This is a genomic window from Streptomyces sp. CA-142005 (genome assembly GCF_050942335.1).
Classification (GTDB): Bacteria; Actinomycetota; Actinomycetes; order Streptomycetales; family Streptomycetaceae; genus Streptomyces.
In genome coordinates this window covers 6,350,329-6,367,069 of sequence record NZ_CP192078.1, presented here as the reverse complement: position 1 = coordinate 6,367,069, position 16,741 = coordinate 6,350,329, and the positions used below count along the sequence as shown (strand labels likewise).

The following is a 16,741-nucleotide window of genomic DNA, read 5'->3' as shown; positions in this document are numbered from 1 at the left end:
GGGCTCGGCGGTGCCTGGCGCTGGCCGGGCAGCAGTGGCTGTCCGGGCCGGGCACCGCTCGTCCGCCCGACGGCGGTCGTGTCCGCGGAGTCGCTCTTGGGAGACGGGCCGCGGCGGCTGTGGCGTCCCACGCCGGCCTCAGCTCCCCGTGCCCGAGTCGGTGCCGGCGTCCCCGGCCTCCGCGAGAAGTTCCCGGAACGCCGTGGCCACCACGACCGGGTACTCCATCATCGCCACGTGCCCGGCGTCCGGCAGGGACAGCAGGCGCGAGTCGCGGAAGGCGCGGGCGGCCCGGCGGGCCATGCGGAAGCCGACCAGCTGGTCGCGGCCGCCGTAGATCAGCAGGGTCGGCGCGAGCACGCGCTCGGCCTGGCGCCACAGACCGTGCTGCCCGCCGAGCGTGTAGGCGTTGACGATGCCACGCGCGGAGCGGGCCATCGCGTCCCAGAAGTACGGCAGCTGCAGCCGCCGCTCCAGCTCCTCCACGGCGTGCTGGAACGCCTCGGGCGACACCCGCCCCGGGTCGCCGTAGCAGAGCGCCAGGACACCGCGCACCCGCTGCTCGGCCGTCCACTGCTTGGTGAACCGGGTGAACAGGGCGGCGACACCGGGCACGCCGAGCAGTGCGGTCGGCGCCGCGGTGCGCTGGATGCGCAGTTCCGGCAGGGCCGGCGACACGAGCGTGAGCGTACGGACGAGGTCGGGGCGCACGGCGGCCACGCGCGTGGCGACCGCGCCGCCGAGCGAGTTGCCGAACAGGTGGACCGGGCCGCGGCCGGCGGCGTCGAGATAGCGGAGCACCGCGCGCGCGTGGCCGGTGACCGAGTAGTTCCCGTCGTCCGGGGGCGGGGAGTCGCCGAAGCCCGGCAGGTCGACCGCCTCGCTGTCGACGACGCCGTCCAGCTCGGCCATCAGCGACGACCAGTTCTGCGAGGATCCGCCGAGCCCGTGGACGTACAGCGCGGGCGGCAGGCCCTCGCGCGCGGGACGGCGGGACCGGATCGAGAGGGTGACACCGGGCAGCCCTACGGACCGCAGACGTTCGCCCTCGCCGACCCGGACGGGCGCCACCCTCGGAAGGACGCTGGCGGCCGGCACGGACGGCGACTCGGTCGAAGACATGCGGCAATGTTACGAGGTGATCACGTCGCGATTCATGTGTTCGGCGTCACAGAGTGACCCGCGGGTCACGAGTGAACCGGAGCCGAACCGGCCGGGCTGCGAACGGGCGGGACGGCATGGCATCCGGTTGCGCCGTCTCCTAGGCTCGTACACAGGGCACCCGTATGTGGCCCCTGCTGTTCCAGGGACGTTCGTAGGAAGGGAGCCCACCATGGCCTATGACCCCACCGAACCCGACACGATCGAGGAACTGGAAGCCGAAACGGCTCCCGAGATCGACGTCGAAGCCAACGAGGTGGACGCCGCCGAGCAGCACGCCGACATCAAGCCGGACCGTGACGACCCCCTGACGGGCGTGGATCCGGACCGCGCGAACGAGGCCGATCTGGTCGAACAGACGCGTGTGGTCTCACTCGACGAGGACGACTATCGCTGACCTCGCCGGACTCCCGCGGGCCGTGCGAAGAGCCCGCTGCACTTCGCGAGGAGTCCGCCTGCAGCTTTCGTCGCCGTCCGGTACGTGAAATTCTGCGCTCGCACCGCGCACACCACGGTTACCGAAAAGTACGATGGCCGCGCGGCTGACACCGCGATATGGACGACTTTGGGAGGCGGCGTGACAGCCATCGAGCAAACTGAGGCAGCACGCCCGCGTGGCACACGTCTGCCACGCCGAGCCCGACGGAACCAGTTGCTGGGCGCCGCCCAGGAGGTTTTCGTCGCGCAGGGGTACCACGCGGCGGCGATGGACGACATCGCCGAGCGGGCCGGCGTGAGCAAGCCCGTGCTCTACCAGCACTTTCCCGGCAAGCTCGACCTCTACCTCGCCCTGCTGGACCAGCACTGCGAGTCGCTGATCCAGTCCGTGCGCAACGCGCTGGCGTCGACGACGGACAACAAGCAGCGCGTCCGGGCGACCATGGACGCCTACTTCGCCTACGTCGAGGACGACGGCGGCGCCTTCCGGCTGGTGTTCGAGTCGGACCTGACGAACGAGCCCGCGGTCCGTGAGCGCGTCGACAAGGTCACCAACGACTGTGCCGAGGCGATCTGCGACGTCATCGCCGAGGACACGGGCCTGTCGCGCGCGGAGTCGATGCTGCTCGCCTCGGGCCTCGGCGGTCTGGCCCAGGTGGTGGCCCGCTCCTGGCTGCACAGCGACCGCAGCGTGCCGCGCGACCAGGCGGTGCAGCTGCTGACCTCGCTGGCCTGGCGGGGCATCGCCGGCTTCCCGCTGCACGGCGCCGAACACCACTGACGGCCGTTTGTTCCCGTTCGCTGTTCGCTGACGGCGTTCCGGCCGACAGCGTGCGGGTCCTCTCACCGGGCTAATGTGTGCTGGGTACGGCGCGGAAGATCGCGCACATCACTGACCGTCGGAGGGACATAGCCGTGGAGGTCAAGATCGGCGTGCAGTACGCGCCCCGCGAGATCGTTCTGGAGAGCGGTCAGAGTGTCGAGGAGGTCGAGCGCCTGGTGTCCGAGGCGCTGTCCGGCAAGACGCAGCTGCTGACCCTCCAGGACGAGAAGGGCCGCAAGGTCCTGGTGCCGACGGACCGCCTGGCGTACGTGGAGATCGGCGAGCCGACCGTGCGCAAGGTGGGGTTCGGCGCGCTGTAGACGACGTCATGCACAAGGGCCCGGCGGCCGCGAGCCGCCGGGCCCTTCTGTATGAGCGAAGCACACGGACGGAGCACAACTCCTCCACAGCGGAGGATTGCACTCCGCAGGTCACGGGTATGACGGGCTACGACCGTCAAGGGCAGACGTGCCGTGGGAGGGACCTGGAGATGATCCTGGAAGCGCTTGGATCCGCCGTGCTCGGTCTCGTCCTCGCCTGGGCGGCGTCCTACCGCCTGTCCCACCGCCTGCCGGCCCGCCCGCTGGTGCTCTGCACGGGCGTCGCCGGCGCCCTCTTCGGCGACTTCGTCACCCACACCGCCCTCGGCACCGGCACCGCCTGGCTGAGCCTGCTGGGCGCCGCGATCATCTCGGCGGCGTCCCTGTCCCTCCTGCTCCGCCCGCTCCGCCGACGATCATTGACGGCGTAGGCGCCGCCGAGCCACCACGGGCGCGGGGCGGCTGTTTTTGATCCACGGCTCCGCCGCGGGGCGCGAGCAACCGCAAACGCACCCGCAGCCGCAGCCGCGAGCGCCCCGCGTCCTCGAGCCCCCGCGCCCCCACAGAGCGCACCGCTTCTCAGGCAGCGAGGCCCAGCGCAGCCATCCGCTTGGTGTGCGCCTCGGTGATCCGGGAGAACATCTTCCCGACCTCGGCGAGATCGAAGCCGTCGGCAACCCCGCCCACGAGCATCGTGGACAGCGCGTCCCGGTCGGCGACGACCCGCTGGGACTGCGACAGCGCCTCGCCCATCAGCCGCCGCGCCCACAGCGCCAGCCGGCCCCCGACCCGCGGGTCGGCATCGATGGCGGCCCGCACCTTCTCCACCGCGAACCCGGCGTGCCCGGTGTCGTCGAGGACGGCGAGGACGAGCTCACGGGTGTCGGAGTCGAGGCGCGCCGCGACCTCCCGGTAGAAGTCGCTCGCGATCGAGTCGCCGACGTACGCCTTGACCAGGCCCTCCAGCCAGTCCGAGGGCGCCGTCTGCTTGTGGAAGCCGTCCAGCGCCGCGACGAACGGGTCCATCGCGGCCGTCGGCTCCTCGCCGATCTCGGTCAGCCGGTCCCGCAGCCGCTCGAAGTGGTGGAACTCGGCCGAGGCCATCTTCGCCAGCTCCGCCTTGTCCGCGAGGGTCGGCGCGAGCTTCGCGTCCTCCGCGAGCCGCTCGAACGCCGCCAGCTCCCCGTACGCGAGCGCGCCGAGCAGGTCCACGACGGCGGCGCGGTACTGCGGGTCGGCGGAGGCCTGCGCCCAGTCCTGGGCGGCGACACCGGTGGGTTCGGCGGAGGCGGCGGACGCGTTCTCAGGCTTGTCAGAGCTAGTCATGAGGCGCACAATAGCCCGCTCGCGTGGCGCCGGAAGGTCATGGCCGATCAGTGTGACGACCATGACGTGACCAAATCGGCCATCGCATGTGCGCGAATCCGGGGTATGGTGGTAATGCGCCTGCCAGAGTGCGTCGACGGTGTTCGACGGCTCCGCACAGGCCGCACGCATGAGGATGCCCGGTCGGTGGCCCGATCGGCTCCGACCCGACAGCCCTCCGTGGCCGTACGGCACAGTACGTACGACGACCGGAGGGACACCCTCAGCGGTACGAGCGCTAGAGCGTCGGCAGAGGTCCCGTGTCATACGGCTTGCCTTGAGTGGCTCGCCCGTACGGCAGCCGACGTCCCCGGCACGGTCGCACATGACCCCCGCGCTCGCCTCGCGCCGCGCACACAGAAGAGGCATGACCCTGACTACGACGTTTCGAGACCTCGGGATCCTCCCCGAGACCGCCGAGGCCCTGGAGGCCGTCGGCATCATCACTCCCTTCCCCATCCAGGAGATGACGCTCCCCGTCGCCCTTTCCGGCACGGACGTCATCGGCCAGGCCAAGACCGGCACCGGCAAGACGCTGGGCTTCGGTCTTCCGCTCCTCGAGCGCGTCACCGTCCCCGCCGACGTCGAGGCCGGACGCGCCGCCCCCGAATCCCTCACCGACGCCCCGCAGGCGCTCGTCGTCGTCCCCACGCGCGAGCTGTGCACCCAGGTCACCAACGACCTGCTGACCGCGGGCAAGGTCCGTAACGTACGAGTGGTCGCGATCTACGGCGGCCGGGCCTACGAGCCCCAGGTGGAGGCCCTGAAGAAGGGCGTCGACGTGGTCGTCGGCACCCCGGGCCGGCTGCTCGACCTCGCGGGCCAGAAGAAGCTGAACCTGAAGCACGTCAGGTGCCTGGTCCTCGACGAGGCCGACGAGATGCTCGACCTGGGCTTCCTGCCCGACGTCGAGAAGATCATCGACATGCTGCCGGTCAAGCGCCAGACCATGCTGTTCTCGGCGACCATGCCGGGCGCGGTCATCGGCCTCGCGCGCCGCTACATGTCCCGCCCCACGCACATCCGCGCCACGGCGCCGGACGACGAGGGCGCGACGGTCGCGAACATCAAGCAGTTCGTCTACCGCGCGCACAACATGGACAAGCCGGAGATGGTCGCCCGCATCCTGCAGGCCGAGGGCCGCGGACTGGCGATGATCTTCTGCCGTACGAAGCGTACGGCCGCCGACATCGCCGAGCAGCTCCAGCGCCGCGGCTTCGCCTCCGGCGCGGTCCACGGCGACCTCGGGCAGGGGGCCCGCGAGCAGGCGCTGCGCGCCTTCCGCAACGGCAAGGTGGACGTCCTGGTCTGCACCGACGTCGCCGCGCGCGGCATCGACGTCGAGGGCGTGACCCACGTCATCAACTACCAGTCCCCCGAGGACGAGAAGACGTACCTGCACCGGGTCGGGCGTACGGGCCGCGCGGGCGCCAAGGGTACGGCGATCACGTTCGTCGACTGGGACGACATCCCGCGCTGGCAGCTGATCAACAAGGCGCTGGAGCTGGACTTCAACGACCCGGTGGAGACGTACTCCTCGTCCCCGCACCTGTTCTCCGACCTCGGCATCCCCGAGGGCACCAAGGGCACCCTGCCGCGCTCGGAGCGGACCCGTGCCGGTCTGGACGCGGAGGAGCTGGAGGACCTCGGCGAGACCGGCGGGCGTGGCGCACGCGGCCGTGGCCGTGGTGGCCGGGGCGAGCGTGACGGCCGGCCCCAGTCCGGCACCGCCGAGCACGAGCGTACGGACCGTACGGCGCGCCGTCGCCGCCGCACCCGTGGCGGAGCACCGGTCGACGCCGCCGCGACCACCGCGGTTCCGGCGTCCGACTCGGGCGCCCCGGATGCCGCCGGCGTGGAGGAGTCCAGCGCTCCTCGCACACTGCGCCGCCGTCGCCGTACGCGCGGCGGAGCGCCGGCGCAGCAGGTGACGGCCACCGAGGCCGCCGTCGAGTCCGTGGACACGGCGGAGGGCCCGGCCCAGCTGGAGACCCCGGAGGCCCCGGAGAAGCCGCGCCGCCGCCGCACCCGCAAGTCGGCGGAGCCGGCCGCGACCGAGACGGCCGTCGCCCCCGAGGCGGCGCAGGTGGCCGCCGAGCCGCAGGCCGAGGCCGCGCCCGTGGAGGCTGCGGAGGCGAAGCCGCGCCGCCGGACGCGCAAGACCGCCGAGCCCGCCGCCGAGACAGCCGTCGACACGGCCGAGGGCACGGAAGCGAAGCCCCGCCGCACGCGGAAGACGGCCGCCGCCGTCACCGAGGCCGCAGCGACCGAGGCGGCACCGGCGGACGCGGAGGCGGAGCCCAAGCCGCGCCGCACCCGCAAGAAGGCCGCCGCCGCACCGGAGACGACCGAGGCCCCGAAGGCCGAGGCCGCCGTGGACACGGCCGAAGGCACGGAAGCCAAGCCGCGCCGCACCCGCAAGACGGCCGCCGCCGCGCCCGAGACGACGGAAGCCCCGGAGGCCGAGGCCAAGCCGCGGCGCACCCGCAAGACGGCCGCCGCCGCGCCGGAAACCGCCGAGGCTCCCGAGGCCGAGGCCAAGCCCCGCCGCACCCGCAAGACGGCCGCCGCCGCTGAGGTCGCCGTCGACACGGCCGAGGGCACGGAAACCAAGCCGCGCCGCACCCGCAAGAAGGCCGCCGCCGCCCCGGACACCACCGAGGCTCCCCAGGCCGAGGCCAAGCCCCGCCGCACCCGCAAGACGGCCGCCGCCGTCGTCGAGGCGGACGGGGATGCCGAGGTGGCCGCGCCGAAGGTCCGGCGGACCCGTAAGGCCGTCGCCAAGGCGGTCACCGCGGAGATCCCGGCACAGGCCACCGAGGAGCCGGAGGCCAAGCCGCGGCGCCGTGCGCGTAAGGCCACGGCCGCCGTCGAGGCCGCCGAGGGCTGATCCGGCACCCGACGAGCGACGGCCCGGTCCCCGATGGGGACCGGGCCGTCGCCGTGTCCGGATGCCGCGCCGCTCCCGCGTGCTCCGCGCGTCTTCGGGGCGTCCCCGCCCCGGTCGCAGCGCAGGACGTCCCCGGCCCGATAGCCTCTCCCCATGAGCAGGCCCGCCACCTTTGTCCCGCCTCCCGGTGCCCGCGCGTACGCGCTGCGGACCGCGCGCGGGGAGTTCGCCGTCGTCGACGCTCCCGTGGCTGCCGGGGTGGAGCCCCGGGGGGTGGCGCTGTTGCTGCCGGGGTTCACCGGGAGCAAGGAGGACTTCAATCCGCTGCACGTTCCGCTCGCGCGGCGCGGGTACCGGACCGTGGCTGTGGACGGGCGCGGGCAGCACGAGTCGGACGGGCCCGAGACCGACGAATCGGCTTACGCCCAGCAGGAGTTGGCGCGGGACGTGCTGGCGCAGGCCGAGGCGCTCGGGGAGCCGGTGCATCTGCTGGGGCACTCCCTCGGCGGGCAGATCTCGCGTGCGGCCGTCCTGCTCGACCACGCGCCCTTCCGGTCGCTCACCCTCATGGCGTCCGGCCCCGCGCAGATCTCCGAACCCCAGCAGCAGCGCGTGAAGTTGCTGCGGGACGCGCTCGCGGTGATGACCATGGGCCAGGTGTGGGACGCGATGCGGGCGATGGAGACGCCGGAGGAGACCGAGACGGCGGCGCTCGACGGCGGCCTCGACGACCGGGACGACCTGCAGCGCCGCTGGCTGAGCACCAAGCCCGCCCAACTCCTCGCCACCGGACGCCAGTTGTGCACGGAACCGGACCGTGTCACGGAACTGGCCGCGCTGCCGCTGCCGTTCCACGTCCTGTCCGGCGCACGGGACGACACCTGGCCGCTGCCCCTGCTGGACGAGATGGCGGCACGGCTGAACGCACGGCGGACGGTGATCGAGAACGCCGAGCACTCCCCCAACACCGACCAGCCCCTCGCCACGGCCCGCGCCATCGCCGACTTCTGGGACAGCACCGCCGGACGGGGCTAGTACTGCGCCTGCAGATGGTCCCAGAAGCCGTCCCGCAGGGCGCGGCGCAGGTCCGCCTGGCCGCGCAGGGAGTACTGGAGCAGGCCTTCGGCCTCGACCAGCAGGTCCTGGTCGACGGAGCCCGGGAGGTAGGGGTGGCCGGGGAGCAGTTCGACCAGGGCCTCGCGGCCTCGGGAGACGAGCCACTTCGCGGCGATCTGGGCGCCGACGAAGCGGACGTCCTCGCGGGTGGGGCGAGTGCCGGCGGTGGCGTCGTAGGCGGCGGCCGTGCGGCGGGAGACGTACGGCTTGAAGAACTCCAGGTCCAGGGTGCGCTGGCTGTCGACCTCCCAGAGGAGGGGCTCGGCCTGGTTGCGGCCTTCGGGGGCCTCGATGCCCCACAGGTGGACGCGGGCGCCGTAGCCCTGCGCCGCCTCGACCGCCGAGACCAGGTCCTCGTCGCCGCCGAGCAGGGCCGCGTCGCTGATCGCGCGGTGCCTCGCCAGTGATTCGAGGTCGCTGCGGATCAGGGAGTCGACACCCTTCTGCTGGTTGTTGGCGTTGAGGTTGCCGAGGCGGACCTTGACGTCGGGGAGTTCGGCGATGGACTGCTGCTCGGCGGTGTGGATGCGCCGGCGGGCGCCGTCGTACCAGTACACGCGCAGCAGGCGGCTGTCCGCGAAGACCTGGCGGGCCCGGTCGATGAGGGCCTCGATCAGGCCCTCGGCGTCGAGGTCGAAGGCCCGGCGGTCCTCGGTCCCGGCGACCAGCCGGCCCGCGGCCGCGTACAGGTAACCCGCGTCGACGAAGATCGCGTGGGTGGAGGGCGTCTTCGCCACTTCGGCGAGCATGCGTTCCAGCAGCTCGTTCGTGTGGTCGATGCGGGCGCCCAGGGCCGCCAGGTCGTCGTTCATCGCCTCCATTGTCCCGTTGGTCACGCTGCGAACACAACCGCTCCCGATCGGTCCCGCACCCTCCACTTACCACTCAGTAATTAGTCGTTCGAAAAATTTCTTTAGCGTAGGGAATGTTTGTAACAAGCAGCCCGTTGACTACTCACGAGGCCGCAGACGTCTGCGGCCCACCGAGTAGTTCTCCTCAGGAGGATGACCAGACGAAGGGAGAAGCCCATGCGCTTCGAAATCATGCGACTCGACGAGGTCGACGGCACCACCGTGGACAGCACCGTCGTGGACGCCGCCTCCGTCAACCGGATCGTTCAGCAGGCCGCCGCCATCGGACAGCGCCTGTGGATCCGCCCGGCCGACACCCAGGCCTCGTAACGCTCACGCGCTGCGCGCCACTCAAGCTTTCCGGGGGAGCCGAGCCGACGAGGGCTCAGCTCCCCCGGATGACCTGAGTGATCCCGTTGATGATCTGCTGGACGGCGATCGCGGAGAGCATCATGCCCGCGAGCCGCGTCACCAGCACGACGCCGCCGTCCTTGATGACCCGGATGATCAGCAGCGAGTAACGCATCACCAGCCACAGCACGACATGGATCGCGAGGATCGCGGTCCACACCGAGATCTGCGTGGCCACACTGCCGGCCTTCTGCACGGCCAGGATCACGGACACGATCGCACCGGGCCCGGCCAGCAGCGGCATGCCCAGCGGCACGAGCGCCACGTTCACGTCCTTGGTCTGCTTCGGCTCGTCGGTCTTGCCGGTGAGCAGGTCCAACGCGATCAGCAGAAGCAGCAGACCGCCCGCGATCATCAGCGCGGGCACGGAGACGTGCAGGTAGTCGAGGATCTGGTGGCCCAGGACGCCGAAGGTGGCGATGACCCCGCCCGCCACGCACACGGCCTGGAAGGCCATGCGCTTTTGCACCTTGGCCGGACGGCCGGCGGTGAGCGCGAGGAAGATCGGGGTGATCCCGGGGGGATCCATGATGACAAAAAGGGTCAGGAACAGAGAGCCGAAGACGGCGATGTCGAACATGGGGGAAGTACTGGCCTTGCTGGAAGGGGTGAACTACGGGCGCGGAGGGGCCCCTTGGGGCCTCAGGCCCCGCCGGTCCCCGGCACGGGAAACGCCCCGGTGGCCCGCCGTGTGATCTCCCCGTACACCTCGGGGTCGGTCGTGTACGCGCCCAGCGTCACGGTCTTGCGGCTGCCGTGGTAGTCCGAGGAACCCGTGACCAGCAGGTCCAGTTCCTTCGCCAGGCCCCGCAGCCGGTCGCGCGCGTCGGCGTCGTGGTCCATGTGGTCGACCTCGATGCCGTCGAGACCGGCCTCGGCCATCTCCGCGATCCGCGCCTCCGGGACCGTACGGCCGCGCTTGGCGGCGGCCGGGTGCGCGAACACACAGACCCCGCCCGCGTTCTTGACCAGCCGGATCGCCTCGAAGGGGTCCGTCTCGTGCTTCTCCACGAAGGCCCGGCCGCCGTCGGACAGCCACTGCTCGGTGAACGCGTCGCCCACGGTCGGTACGACGCCCAGCTCGACCAGTGCCGTCGCGACATGCGGGCGCCCCACGGAACCGCCGGCCGCGATCCGCTCGACCTGCTCCCAGGTGACCGGCACGCCCAGCCCGTTGAGCTTGGCGATCATGCCCTTGGCCCGCGGCACCCGGTCGTCCCGCACCAGCTCGCGCTCGGCGAGCAGGGCGGGCTCCTCGGGGTCGAAGAGGTAGGCCAGCATGTGCATCGAGATGCCGTCGACACGACACGACAGCTCGGCACCGGTGACCAGCGTGAGCCCCTTGGGCAGCGCGGCGATCGCCTCGGCGTACCCACGGGTGGTGTCGTGATCGGTCAGCGCGACGACGTCCAGCCCGGCCGCGGCGGCGTTGCGCACCAGCTCGGCCGGGGTGTCCGTACCGTCGGACGCCGTGGAGTGACAGTGCAGATCGACGCGCACGGTGACTCCAGACGGGGACGGCTACGGAAGGGGACACCTAAGGATAGCGGGGTTTTGAAGCCCGACTGTCACACCCGCACCCACCCAGCGCCCCCTACCGCAACTCCCTAGGGGCGCGAGGCTGTCCTCGATACGCGACTCCGCCGCGTGGGCGCGAGCAACCACAACGAGACCCGCAGCCGCCAAGGACGAGAACCCTGCACCCCAGGAGGCGTCACGGCCGGAGCAAGCGCGGCGACAACGCTCCGAAGGGCACCAGATCCAGCTCCGCCCCCGCGTCCCGCAGGTCCGTGAGCACCAGCTCGTCGTACATGAGCAGGCCCGCCTGCTCGGGCCACATCACCGCCCACAGCCACATGCCGAGCGCCTCACCGGCGAAGACGGCCCGGTCGTCGGGGGTGCGGTAGACGTGCCAGAGCGGGGTCGGCCGGCCGACGGCCAGCACCTTGGCCTGGGGCGGCTTCTCGACGTTCATGTACGATCCCGGGTCCGGGCCGTCGATGCCCGCGTACCGCGCGCCGAGCCCGACGCCGAGCTCCTCGGCGACCAGGATGAGTTCGGCCGGGCCGCCCAGCGGGCCGGGCCCGGAGCAGGCGACGGCGGTCGCGCGGCCACCACTGCGGTCGTCGCCCGCGTAGGCCACGCCCGTGAAGAGCCAGCCGACGGGGAGCGGCCAGGGCATCCACACCGGAACGTGCGTGCGGTGCACGACGGCAGCGAGGGCCTCCACACTGGGCGGGATCACGGGCTGCAGCGGATACACCGTGCCATGCACATCGCACTGCCACGAATCGGCGAAGAGTCCGGGCGCCCTGACCCGGCCACCGCACCTCGGGCAACTGGGTTCGCCCCTCATAGGGCTCCACGGTCCTACCCCGGCCCGCCCACGTCAAGGACGATCACCCGTCCGGCCAACTCGATGTAATATACATCAATTAGCAGAGCTAACTTGTGATGGGAGTGGTGAGTACAGATGGACCTGCTGCGGCAGCCCAAGGCGGTCTGGGCCACGGCCGGCGCCTCCGTCGTCGCCTTCATGGGCATCGGCCTGGTCGACCCGATCCTGCCTTCGATCGCGCAGGGCCTGCACGCCACCGCCGGCCAGGTGTCCCTGCTCTTCACCTCGTACTTCCTGATCACCGCGGTGGCGATGCTGCTGACCGGGTTCGTCTCCAGCCGCATCGGCGGCCGGAAGACCCTGCTGCTCGGCCTCGCCTTCGTGGTCGTCTTCGCGGGCCTGGCCGGCACCTCGGACAGCGTCGGCCAACTGGTCGGCTTCCGGGCGGGATGGGGCCTCGGCAACGCGCTCTTCGTCTCGACGGCGCTCGCGGTGATCGTCGGCGCGGCCGCCGGAGGCAGCGCGGCGGCGATCCTGCTGTACGAGTCCGCGCTCGGCCTCGGCATGGCCTGCGGCCCGCTGCTCGGCGCGGTCCTCGGCAACCTCAGCTGGCGCTACCCCTTCTTCGGCACGGCCACGCTGATGGCGATCGGCTTCCTGTGCATCACGGCGTTCCTGAAGGAGCAGCCGAAGCCGGCCCGCAGGACCTCGCCCCTGGACCCGATCAGGGCACTCGGCCACGGCGGTCTCGCCACGGCCGCGATCTCCGCGTTCTTCTACAACTACACGTTCTTCACGGTGCTAGCCTTCACGCCGTTCGTGCTCGACATGACCCCGTACCGCTCCGGCGCGGTGTTCTTCGCCTGGGGCGTGCTGCTGGCGGTCTTCTCCGTGATCGTGGCGCCGCGCGTGCAGGAGCGCTTCGGCTCGCCGAAGGTGCTCGGCGGCTCGCTGGTGCTGCTCGCCGCCGACGTCCTGGTCCTCGGCTACGGCGACCACACCACCGCGATCGTCTGCACGATCCTGTCCGGAGCGCTCATCGGCGTGAACAACACCGTCTACACCGAACTGGCCCTCGGCGTGTCGGACGCTCCGCGCCCGGTGGCGAGCGCGGGCTACAACTTCGTCCGCTGGTTCGCGGCCGCCGCCGCGCCATACTTCGCGCCCAAGATCGAGGAGTGGAGCGACATCCACATCCCGTTCGTGGTGGCGGCGGTCACCGCGCTGCTGGGTGCGGCCGTGGTCGCCGTACGGCGACGGGCCCTCGCCCACGAGGCGGAGGAACCGGAGACGGCGCACGCCACCGAGGACGGCGTCACCGTCTTTGCCAACTGACCGAATCCGGCCTGGCGTTGGTGAGATCGGTCACTTCGGGTCAGTCGAGCGGGACGGACCTGCGGGCGGGATCCCTCAGATCCGTCCCGTTCGCGAGCCATCGCTCCTGCAGCGCCGGGGCGCCGTGCACCCGCTTCCACGCGGCCTCGTTCGGGGTCATCGGCAGCAGCGGCAGGAACCGTACGGGCTCCATCGGGTCGTCCAGCTCCAGGTCCTCGACCAGGCCGCCGGGTTCGCCCACCAGGACCGAGGTGAAGGGGGCGCCGGGCCACAGCGGCTCGCCGACGTCCAGGGAGGCGCCCGGGGTCACGATCAGCCCCTCCACCTGCGGGGTCGCGGCCAGCACGGCGAGCGGGCGGAGCACCTTGTCGGTGTCGGCGAGGCCCGCGCGAACGGAGAGGACCAGCTCGGCGCGGGGGCCCTTGACCGGGTCGGCGAGCATCGCGGCGGGATCGGTCATGGGGTGCGCGGACATGCCGAGGGTGGCGTACCGCACGAGGTCCCCCTCGCTGAATCGGAGCACCTCGATGCGGTCCGTGCCGAGGAAGGTGACGGCGGCGCGCGCGTCCGGTTCGCCCAGCGCGGTGGTCAACCGTGCTTCGACCAGAGGAAGAACATCAACCATGCCGTGAGCATAGAACTCGTCAGTAGCGGGCAAAGCTGCGCCTTGACACATCGGGCGGCTGCTACGCTGAGCCGGTGGTTCGGGACAGCACGCAGAAGCGTCGCTATCGAGTCCCGACGCCGATGAGACTCCCTTACGAGGGACCGGCCGGAGGAGGTGGGGCTGTCATGGATCGAAGTCGACCGTGCAGTACCACTCGCTCTTCCGCCCGCTGATGTAGTCACTGGCTGGTTTCCGGCTGCCTGACGCCTTCCCGTGCGCGTTGCCCTTCGGAAGAGCACTTCGTTTCGCTTTGCCCTGATCGTCTGATCACCCGATCGCCTGATCGAATCAGTTCTGCATCAGTAGCGAAGTCGCCACCGCGACGGTGCGGTGCTCCCCGCTTTGTGGACGTGCCAAACATCCCGCAGTCAGGACGTCCCCATTCCGGGTAGTTCCACCCGTCGCCGGCGGTCTTTCGTTGCCTGTCGCGAAGGAGCCTGCCCATGTCGATGATCCGCGACCTGCGCGCCGTGGTCCGTCCGTCCCGCGTCTCGCTGCGCAAGCCCACGAGCGCGTCGAACGCGTCGTACGACACCACCCGTGACCCGGCCACCCCGTCGGCCGTCGTGGACTGCGCCGTCTACCGCGACGGCAAGCGGGTCGCGAGCGCCAAGCCGCTCAGCCCGCACGAGGCCATGCGGCAGGTGCGGCGCGACGGCGGCTTCGTGTGGATCGGTCTGCACGAGCCGACCGAGGCCGAATTCGCCGGTATCGCGAGCGAGTTCGGGCTGCACCCGCTGGCCGTGGAGGACGCGGTGCAGGCCCACCAGCGGCCCAAGCTGGAGCGGTACGACGACTCGCTGTTCACCGTGTTCAAGACCATCCACTACATCGAGCACGACCGGCTCACCGCCACCAGCGAGGTGGTGGAGACCGGCGAGGTCATGTGCTTCACCGGCCGGGACTTCTTCATCACCGTCCGGCACGGCGGCCAGGGCTCGCTCAGGGCCCTCCGGCACCGGCTGCAGGACGACCCGGAGCTGCTCGCCAAGGGCCCCTCGGCCGTGCTGCACGCGATCGCCGACCATGTCGTGGACGGCTACATCGCGGTCGCCGACGCGGTGCAGGACGACATCGACGAGGTGGAGACCGAGGTCTTCTCGCCGGGCCGCAAGGGCGGGGTGTCCCGTGGTGTGGACTCGGCGCGGATCTACCAACTCAAGCGTGAGGTGCTGGAGTTCAAGCGCGCGGTGGCACCGCTGCTGCGCCCGATGCAGCTGCTGAGCGAGCGGCCGATGCGGCTGGTCGACCCGGACATCCAGAAGTACTTCCGGGACGTCGCCGACCACCTCGCCCGGGTCCAGGAGCAGGTGCTGGGCTTCGACGAACTCCTCAACTCCATCCTCCAGGCCAACCTGGCGCAGGCGTCAGTCGCGCAGAACGAGGACATGCGCAAGATCACCGCCTGGGCCGCGATCATCGCCGTGCCGACGATGGTGTGCGGTGTGTACGGCATGAACTTCAAGTACATGCCGGAGCTGCACTGGAAGTACGGCTACCCGGTGATCATGGGCATCACGGTCGCCATCTGTCTCGGCATCCACCGCACGCTCAAGCGCAACGGCTGGCTGTGAGCGGGCGCTGGATAGGCTGGGCGCATGACAAGCGAGCTGCTCGACCGGGCCCTCATCGAGGAGGCCTCCAAGAAGTCCGGCCTCATCTGGGTCAGGGCCGCCGGGGCCTCCGCCGCGCGTGCGCTGTGGCACGTGTGGCACGAGGGCGCGGTGTGCCTGGTCGGCGACGGGCCCGGTGAGCAGCCGCTGGAGGGGCTGGTCGACGGCGGCACCGCCGAGGTGACCGTGCGCAGCAAGGACAAGGGCGGCCGGCTGGTGACGTTCCCGGCGACCGTGTCCGAGCTGCCCTCCGGCTCCGAGGAGTGGGAGGCGGCCGTCGCCGAGCTGAAGGGCAAGCGCCTGAACGCCCCCGACGGCGAGGAGATGCCGGCCCGCTGGGCACGCGAGTGCCGGGTACTGCGCCTGGTTCCGGCCGGGTCTGTGGCGCCGCTGCCCGACGGCAGCTTGGCGGAGCGGCCGGTGGCGACTCCGGCGACCACGCGCCGGCCGGTCCCGGCGGGCTTGCCGAAGCTTCTCGCCAAACGCCGCAAGGGACGGTAGCGCCCGGTACCGGCATCCTTGCCCCGGTGATCGGCGGTGCCGGACCCTGCCCGGCCCGTCCGCCACGCCTGCCTGCCCGAACGGCTACGACGTCGGCAACTGCTTGCCGTAATCGACGGTCTCACCCTTCGCGGGCTCGGTCACGGCGAAGTCCTTACCCCAGTCGGAGAAGCTGAGGGTCCCCGCGCCGCCGCCGCGGACCAGGCGGAGGGGATACGGCGTGCCCTCCAGGGAGACGTCGAGGCTGCCGCCGGAGCCTTTGTCGCCGGTGATGCGGATGGTGCGGGTACCCGCGTCGTCGTGGTGGCCGTCCGTCGCCAGTGTGCCGTGCAGTGTGAGCAGTCCGTCGAGGAGGACGTCCTTGTCCGTGAAGCCGCTGAACTTCCGGTACGCGGGGTCTCCCTGCGGCACCTTCACGTACTTGCCGTTCAGCTTCTGCGCCGTGCCGTCGCCGCCGTCCTTGCCGTCGGCCTGGTTCCAGAAGTCCGCGTCGGCCTTCAGATACAGCTGTTTGCCGACCCGCAGCAGCTTGAAGGTCGCCCCCTTCGAGGTCACCGACCCGGTGCCGCCGTCGGCCTTCAGCCGCATGTCCAGCTGGTACGTGCGGCCGCTGGTGACCACGGTGCCGGACAGCCGTACCGCCGCTGCCCCCTGGGCCGCCGCCCGGGTCTTCGCCTGGATCTGGCCGGCGGGCAGCTTGCCCACGCCGTTCGTCCCCGCGTCCGGATCCTCGCCGCCGCACCCGGTCAGCACCGCTGAACCCGTCACGGCGAGTACGCAGATCGCGGTCGCCAGCGCGGCCCGGCGGGTACGGCCCTGGGGAATCGCAGTCACAGGTGGGGTCGCCTTTCTGACGGTTCCTGAGCGGCGTGAGGCAGCGTACCGGTGCCCCGGCCGCCGGGCGGAGCGAGT

Annotated in this window: 18 protein-coding genes; 10 read left to right on the top strand and 8 right to left on the bottom strand. The window is 71.3% G+C overall.

What is annotated here, in order from left to right:
- Positions 1-138 precede the first annotated feature (138 nt).
- Entirely contained in the window at positions 139-1,122 is a 984-nt protein-coding gene (locus tag ACQPXS_RS29865) for an alpha/beta fold hydrolase (protein ID WP_433452334.1), read from the bottom strand.
- A 211-nt stretch (positions 1,123-1,333) separates the two neighbouring features.
- Here ACQPXS_RS29865 and ACQPXS_RS29860 point away from each other — a divergent pair, with 211 nt between their 5' ends.
- The 4 genes from ACQPXS_RS29860 (at position 1,334) to ACQPXS_RS29845 (ending at position 3,173) form a co-directional block, all read left to right on the top strand.
- Positions 1,334-1,558, top strand: coding sequence for a hypothetical protein (locus ACQPXS_RS29860; RefSeq protein WP_433452333.1), 225 nt, complete (start codon positions 1,334-1,336; stop codon positions 1,556-1,558).
- A gap of 180 nt (positions 1,559-1,738) precedes the next feature.
- The gene (locus ACQPXS_RS29855) at positions 1,739-2,380 is read left to right on the top strand and encodes a TetR/AcrR family transcriptional regulator (RefSeq protein ID WP_351799355.1); all 642 of its coding nucleotides are present in this window, start codon (positions 1,739-1,741) and stop codon (positions 2,378-2,380) included.
- Between the two features lie 134 nt (positions 2,381-2,514).
- Positions 2,515-2,742, top strand: a complete 228-nt coding sequence (locus ACQPXS_RS29850) for a DUF3107 domain-containing protein (RefSeq protein ID WP_323375523.1) — start codon at positions 2,515-2,517, stop codon at positions 2,740-2,742.
- Positions 2,743-2,912: 170 nt separating this feature from the next.
- Positions 2,913-3,173: a hypothetical protein gene (locus tag ACQPXS_RS29845; protein ID WP_351799351.1), complete on the top strand. Its 261-nt coding sequence runs from the start codon at positions 2,913-2,915 to the stop codon at positions 3,171-3,173.
- 148 nt (positions 3,174-3,321) lie between these two features.
- On the opposite strand, the gene ACQPXS_RS29840 is transcribed toward ACQPXS_RS29845, so the two are convergent.
- Positions 3,322-4,068, bottom strand: coding sequence for a ferritin-like fold-containing protein (locus ACQPXS_RS29840; RefSeq protein WP_199832851.1), 747 nt, complete (start codon positions 4,066-4,068; stop codon positions 3,322-3,324).
- A 406-nt stretch (positions 4,069-4,474) separates the two neighbouring features.
- Here ACQPXS_RS29840 and ACQPXS_RS29835 point away from each other — a divergent pair, with 406 nt between their 5' ends.
- Entirely contained in the window at positions 4,475-6,997 is a 2,523-nt protein-coding gene (locus ACQPXS_RS29835) for a DEAD/DEAH box helicase (RefSeq protein WP_433452332.1), read from the top strand.
- A 153-nt stretch (positions 6,998-7,150) separates the two neighbouring features.
- Positions 7,151-8,032, top strand: a complete 882-nt coding sequence (locus ACQPXS_RS29830; RefSeq protein WP_433452330.1) for an alpha/beta fold hydrolase — start codon at positions 7,151-7,153, stop codon at positions 8,030-8,032.
- Here ACQPXS_RS29830 and ACQPXS_RS29825 read toward each other — a convergent pair.
- Positions 8,029-8,934: an NYN domain-containing protein gene (locus tag ACQPXS_RS29825; protein ID WP_351800187.1), complete on the bottom strand. Its 906-nt coding sequence runs from the start codon at positions 8,932-8,934 to the stop codon at positions 8,029-8,031. The genes ACQPXS_RS29830 and ACQPXS_RS29825 overlap by 4 nt on opposite strands.
- 207 nt (positions 8,935-9,141) lie before the next feature.
- Between ACQPXS_RS29825 and ACQPXS_RS29820 the strand changes: the two genes are divergently transcribed.
- Positions 9,142-9,294, top strand: a complete 153-nt coding sequence (locus ACQPXS_RS29820) for a hypothetical protein (RefSeq protein WP_194294011.1) — start codon at positions 9,142-9,144, stop codon at positions 9,292-9,294.
- A 55-nt stretch (positions 9,295-9,349) separates the two neighbouring features.
- Here ACQPXS_RS29820 and ACQPXS_RS29815 read toward each other — a convergent pair whose 3' ends face one another.
- The 3 genes from ACQPXS_RS29815 to ACQPXS_RS29805 form a co-directional block, all read right to left on the bottom strand.
- A complete protein-coding gene (locus ACQPXS_RS29815; RefSeq protein ID WP_351799339.1) occupies positions 9,350-9,955 on the bottom strand; it encodes a MarC family protein in 606 nt (201 codons plus the stop codon).
- A gap of 62 nt (positions 9,956-10,017) precedes the next feature.
- Complete coding sequence (locus ACQPXS_RS29810) at positions 10,018-10,875, bottom strand: PHP domain-containing protein (RefSeq protein ID WP_351799336.1); 858 nt, start codon at positions 10,873-10,875, stop codon at positions 10,018-10,020.
- A gap of 214 nt (positions 10,876-11,089) precedes the next feature.
- Positions 11,090-11,731, bottom strand: a complete 642-nt coding sequence (locus ACQPXS_RS29805) for a DUF6758 family protein (protein WP_351799333.1) — start codon at positions 11,729-11,731, stop codon at positions 11,090-11,092.
- 117 nt (positions 11,732-11,848) lie between these two features.
- Between ACQPXS_RS29805 and ACQPXS_RS29800 the strand changes: the two genes are divergently transcribed.
- On the top strand, positions 11,849-13,048 hold the full coding sequence (locus ACQPXS_RS29800) for an MFS transporter (protein WP_433452329.1): 1,200 nt from the start codon (positions 11,849-11,851) through the stop codon (positions 13,046-13,048).
- Positions 13,049-13,088: 40 nt separating this feature from the next.
- On the opposite strand, the gene ACQPXS_RS29795 is transcribed toward ACQPXS_RS29800, so the two are convergent.
- Positions 13,089-13,673 carry a suppressor of fused domain protein gene (locus tag ACQPXS_RS29795; protein ID WP_433452327.1) on the bottom strand — a complete coding sequence of 195 codons (585 nt, stop codon included), beginning with the start codon at positions 13,671-13,673 and terminating at the stop codon, positions 13,089-13,091.
- A 485-nt stretch (positions 13,674-14,158) separates the two neighbouring features.
- On the opposite strand from ACQPXS_RS29795, the gene ACQPXS_RS29790 reads away from it, so the two are divergent.
- Together ACQPXS_RS29790 and ACQPXS_RS29785 are read left to right on the top strand one after the other, a co-directional pair.
- Complete coding sequence (locus tag ACQPXS_RS29790; RefSeq protein ID WP_351799327.1) at positions 14,159-15,289, top strand: magnesium and cobalt transport protein CorA; 1,131 nt, start codon at positions 14,159-14,161, stop codon at positions 15,287-15,289.
- Between the two features lie 24 nt (positions 15,290-15,313).
- Positions 15,314-15,829, top strand: a complete 516-nt coding sequence (locus ACQPXS_RS29785; protein ID WP_433452326.1) for a hypothetical protein — start codon at positions 15,314-15,316, stop codon at positions 15,827-15,829.
- A gap of 84 nt (positions 15,830-15,913) precedes the next feature.
- On the opposite strand, the gene ACQPXS_RS29780 is transcribed toward ACQPXS_RS29785, so the two are convergent.
- Complete coding sequence (locus ACQPXS_RS29780) at positions 15,914-16,663, bottom strand: hypothetical protein (protein ID WP_433452325.1); 750 nt, start codon at positions 16,661-16,663, stop codon at positions 15,914-15,916.
- Between the last annotated feature and the right edge of the window lie 78 nt (positions 16,664-16,741).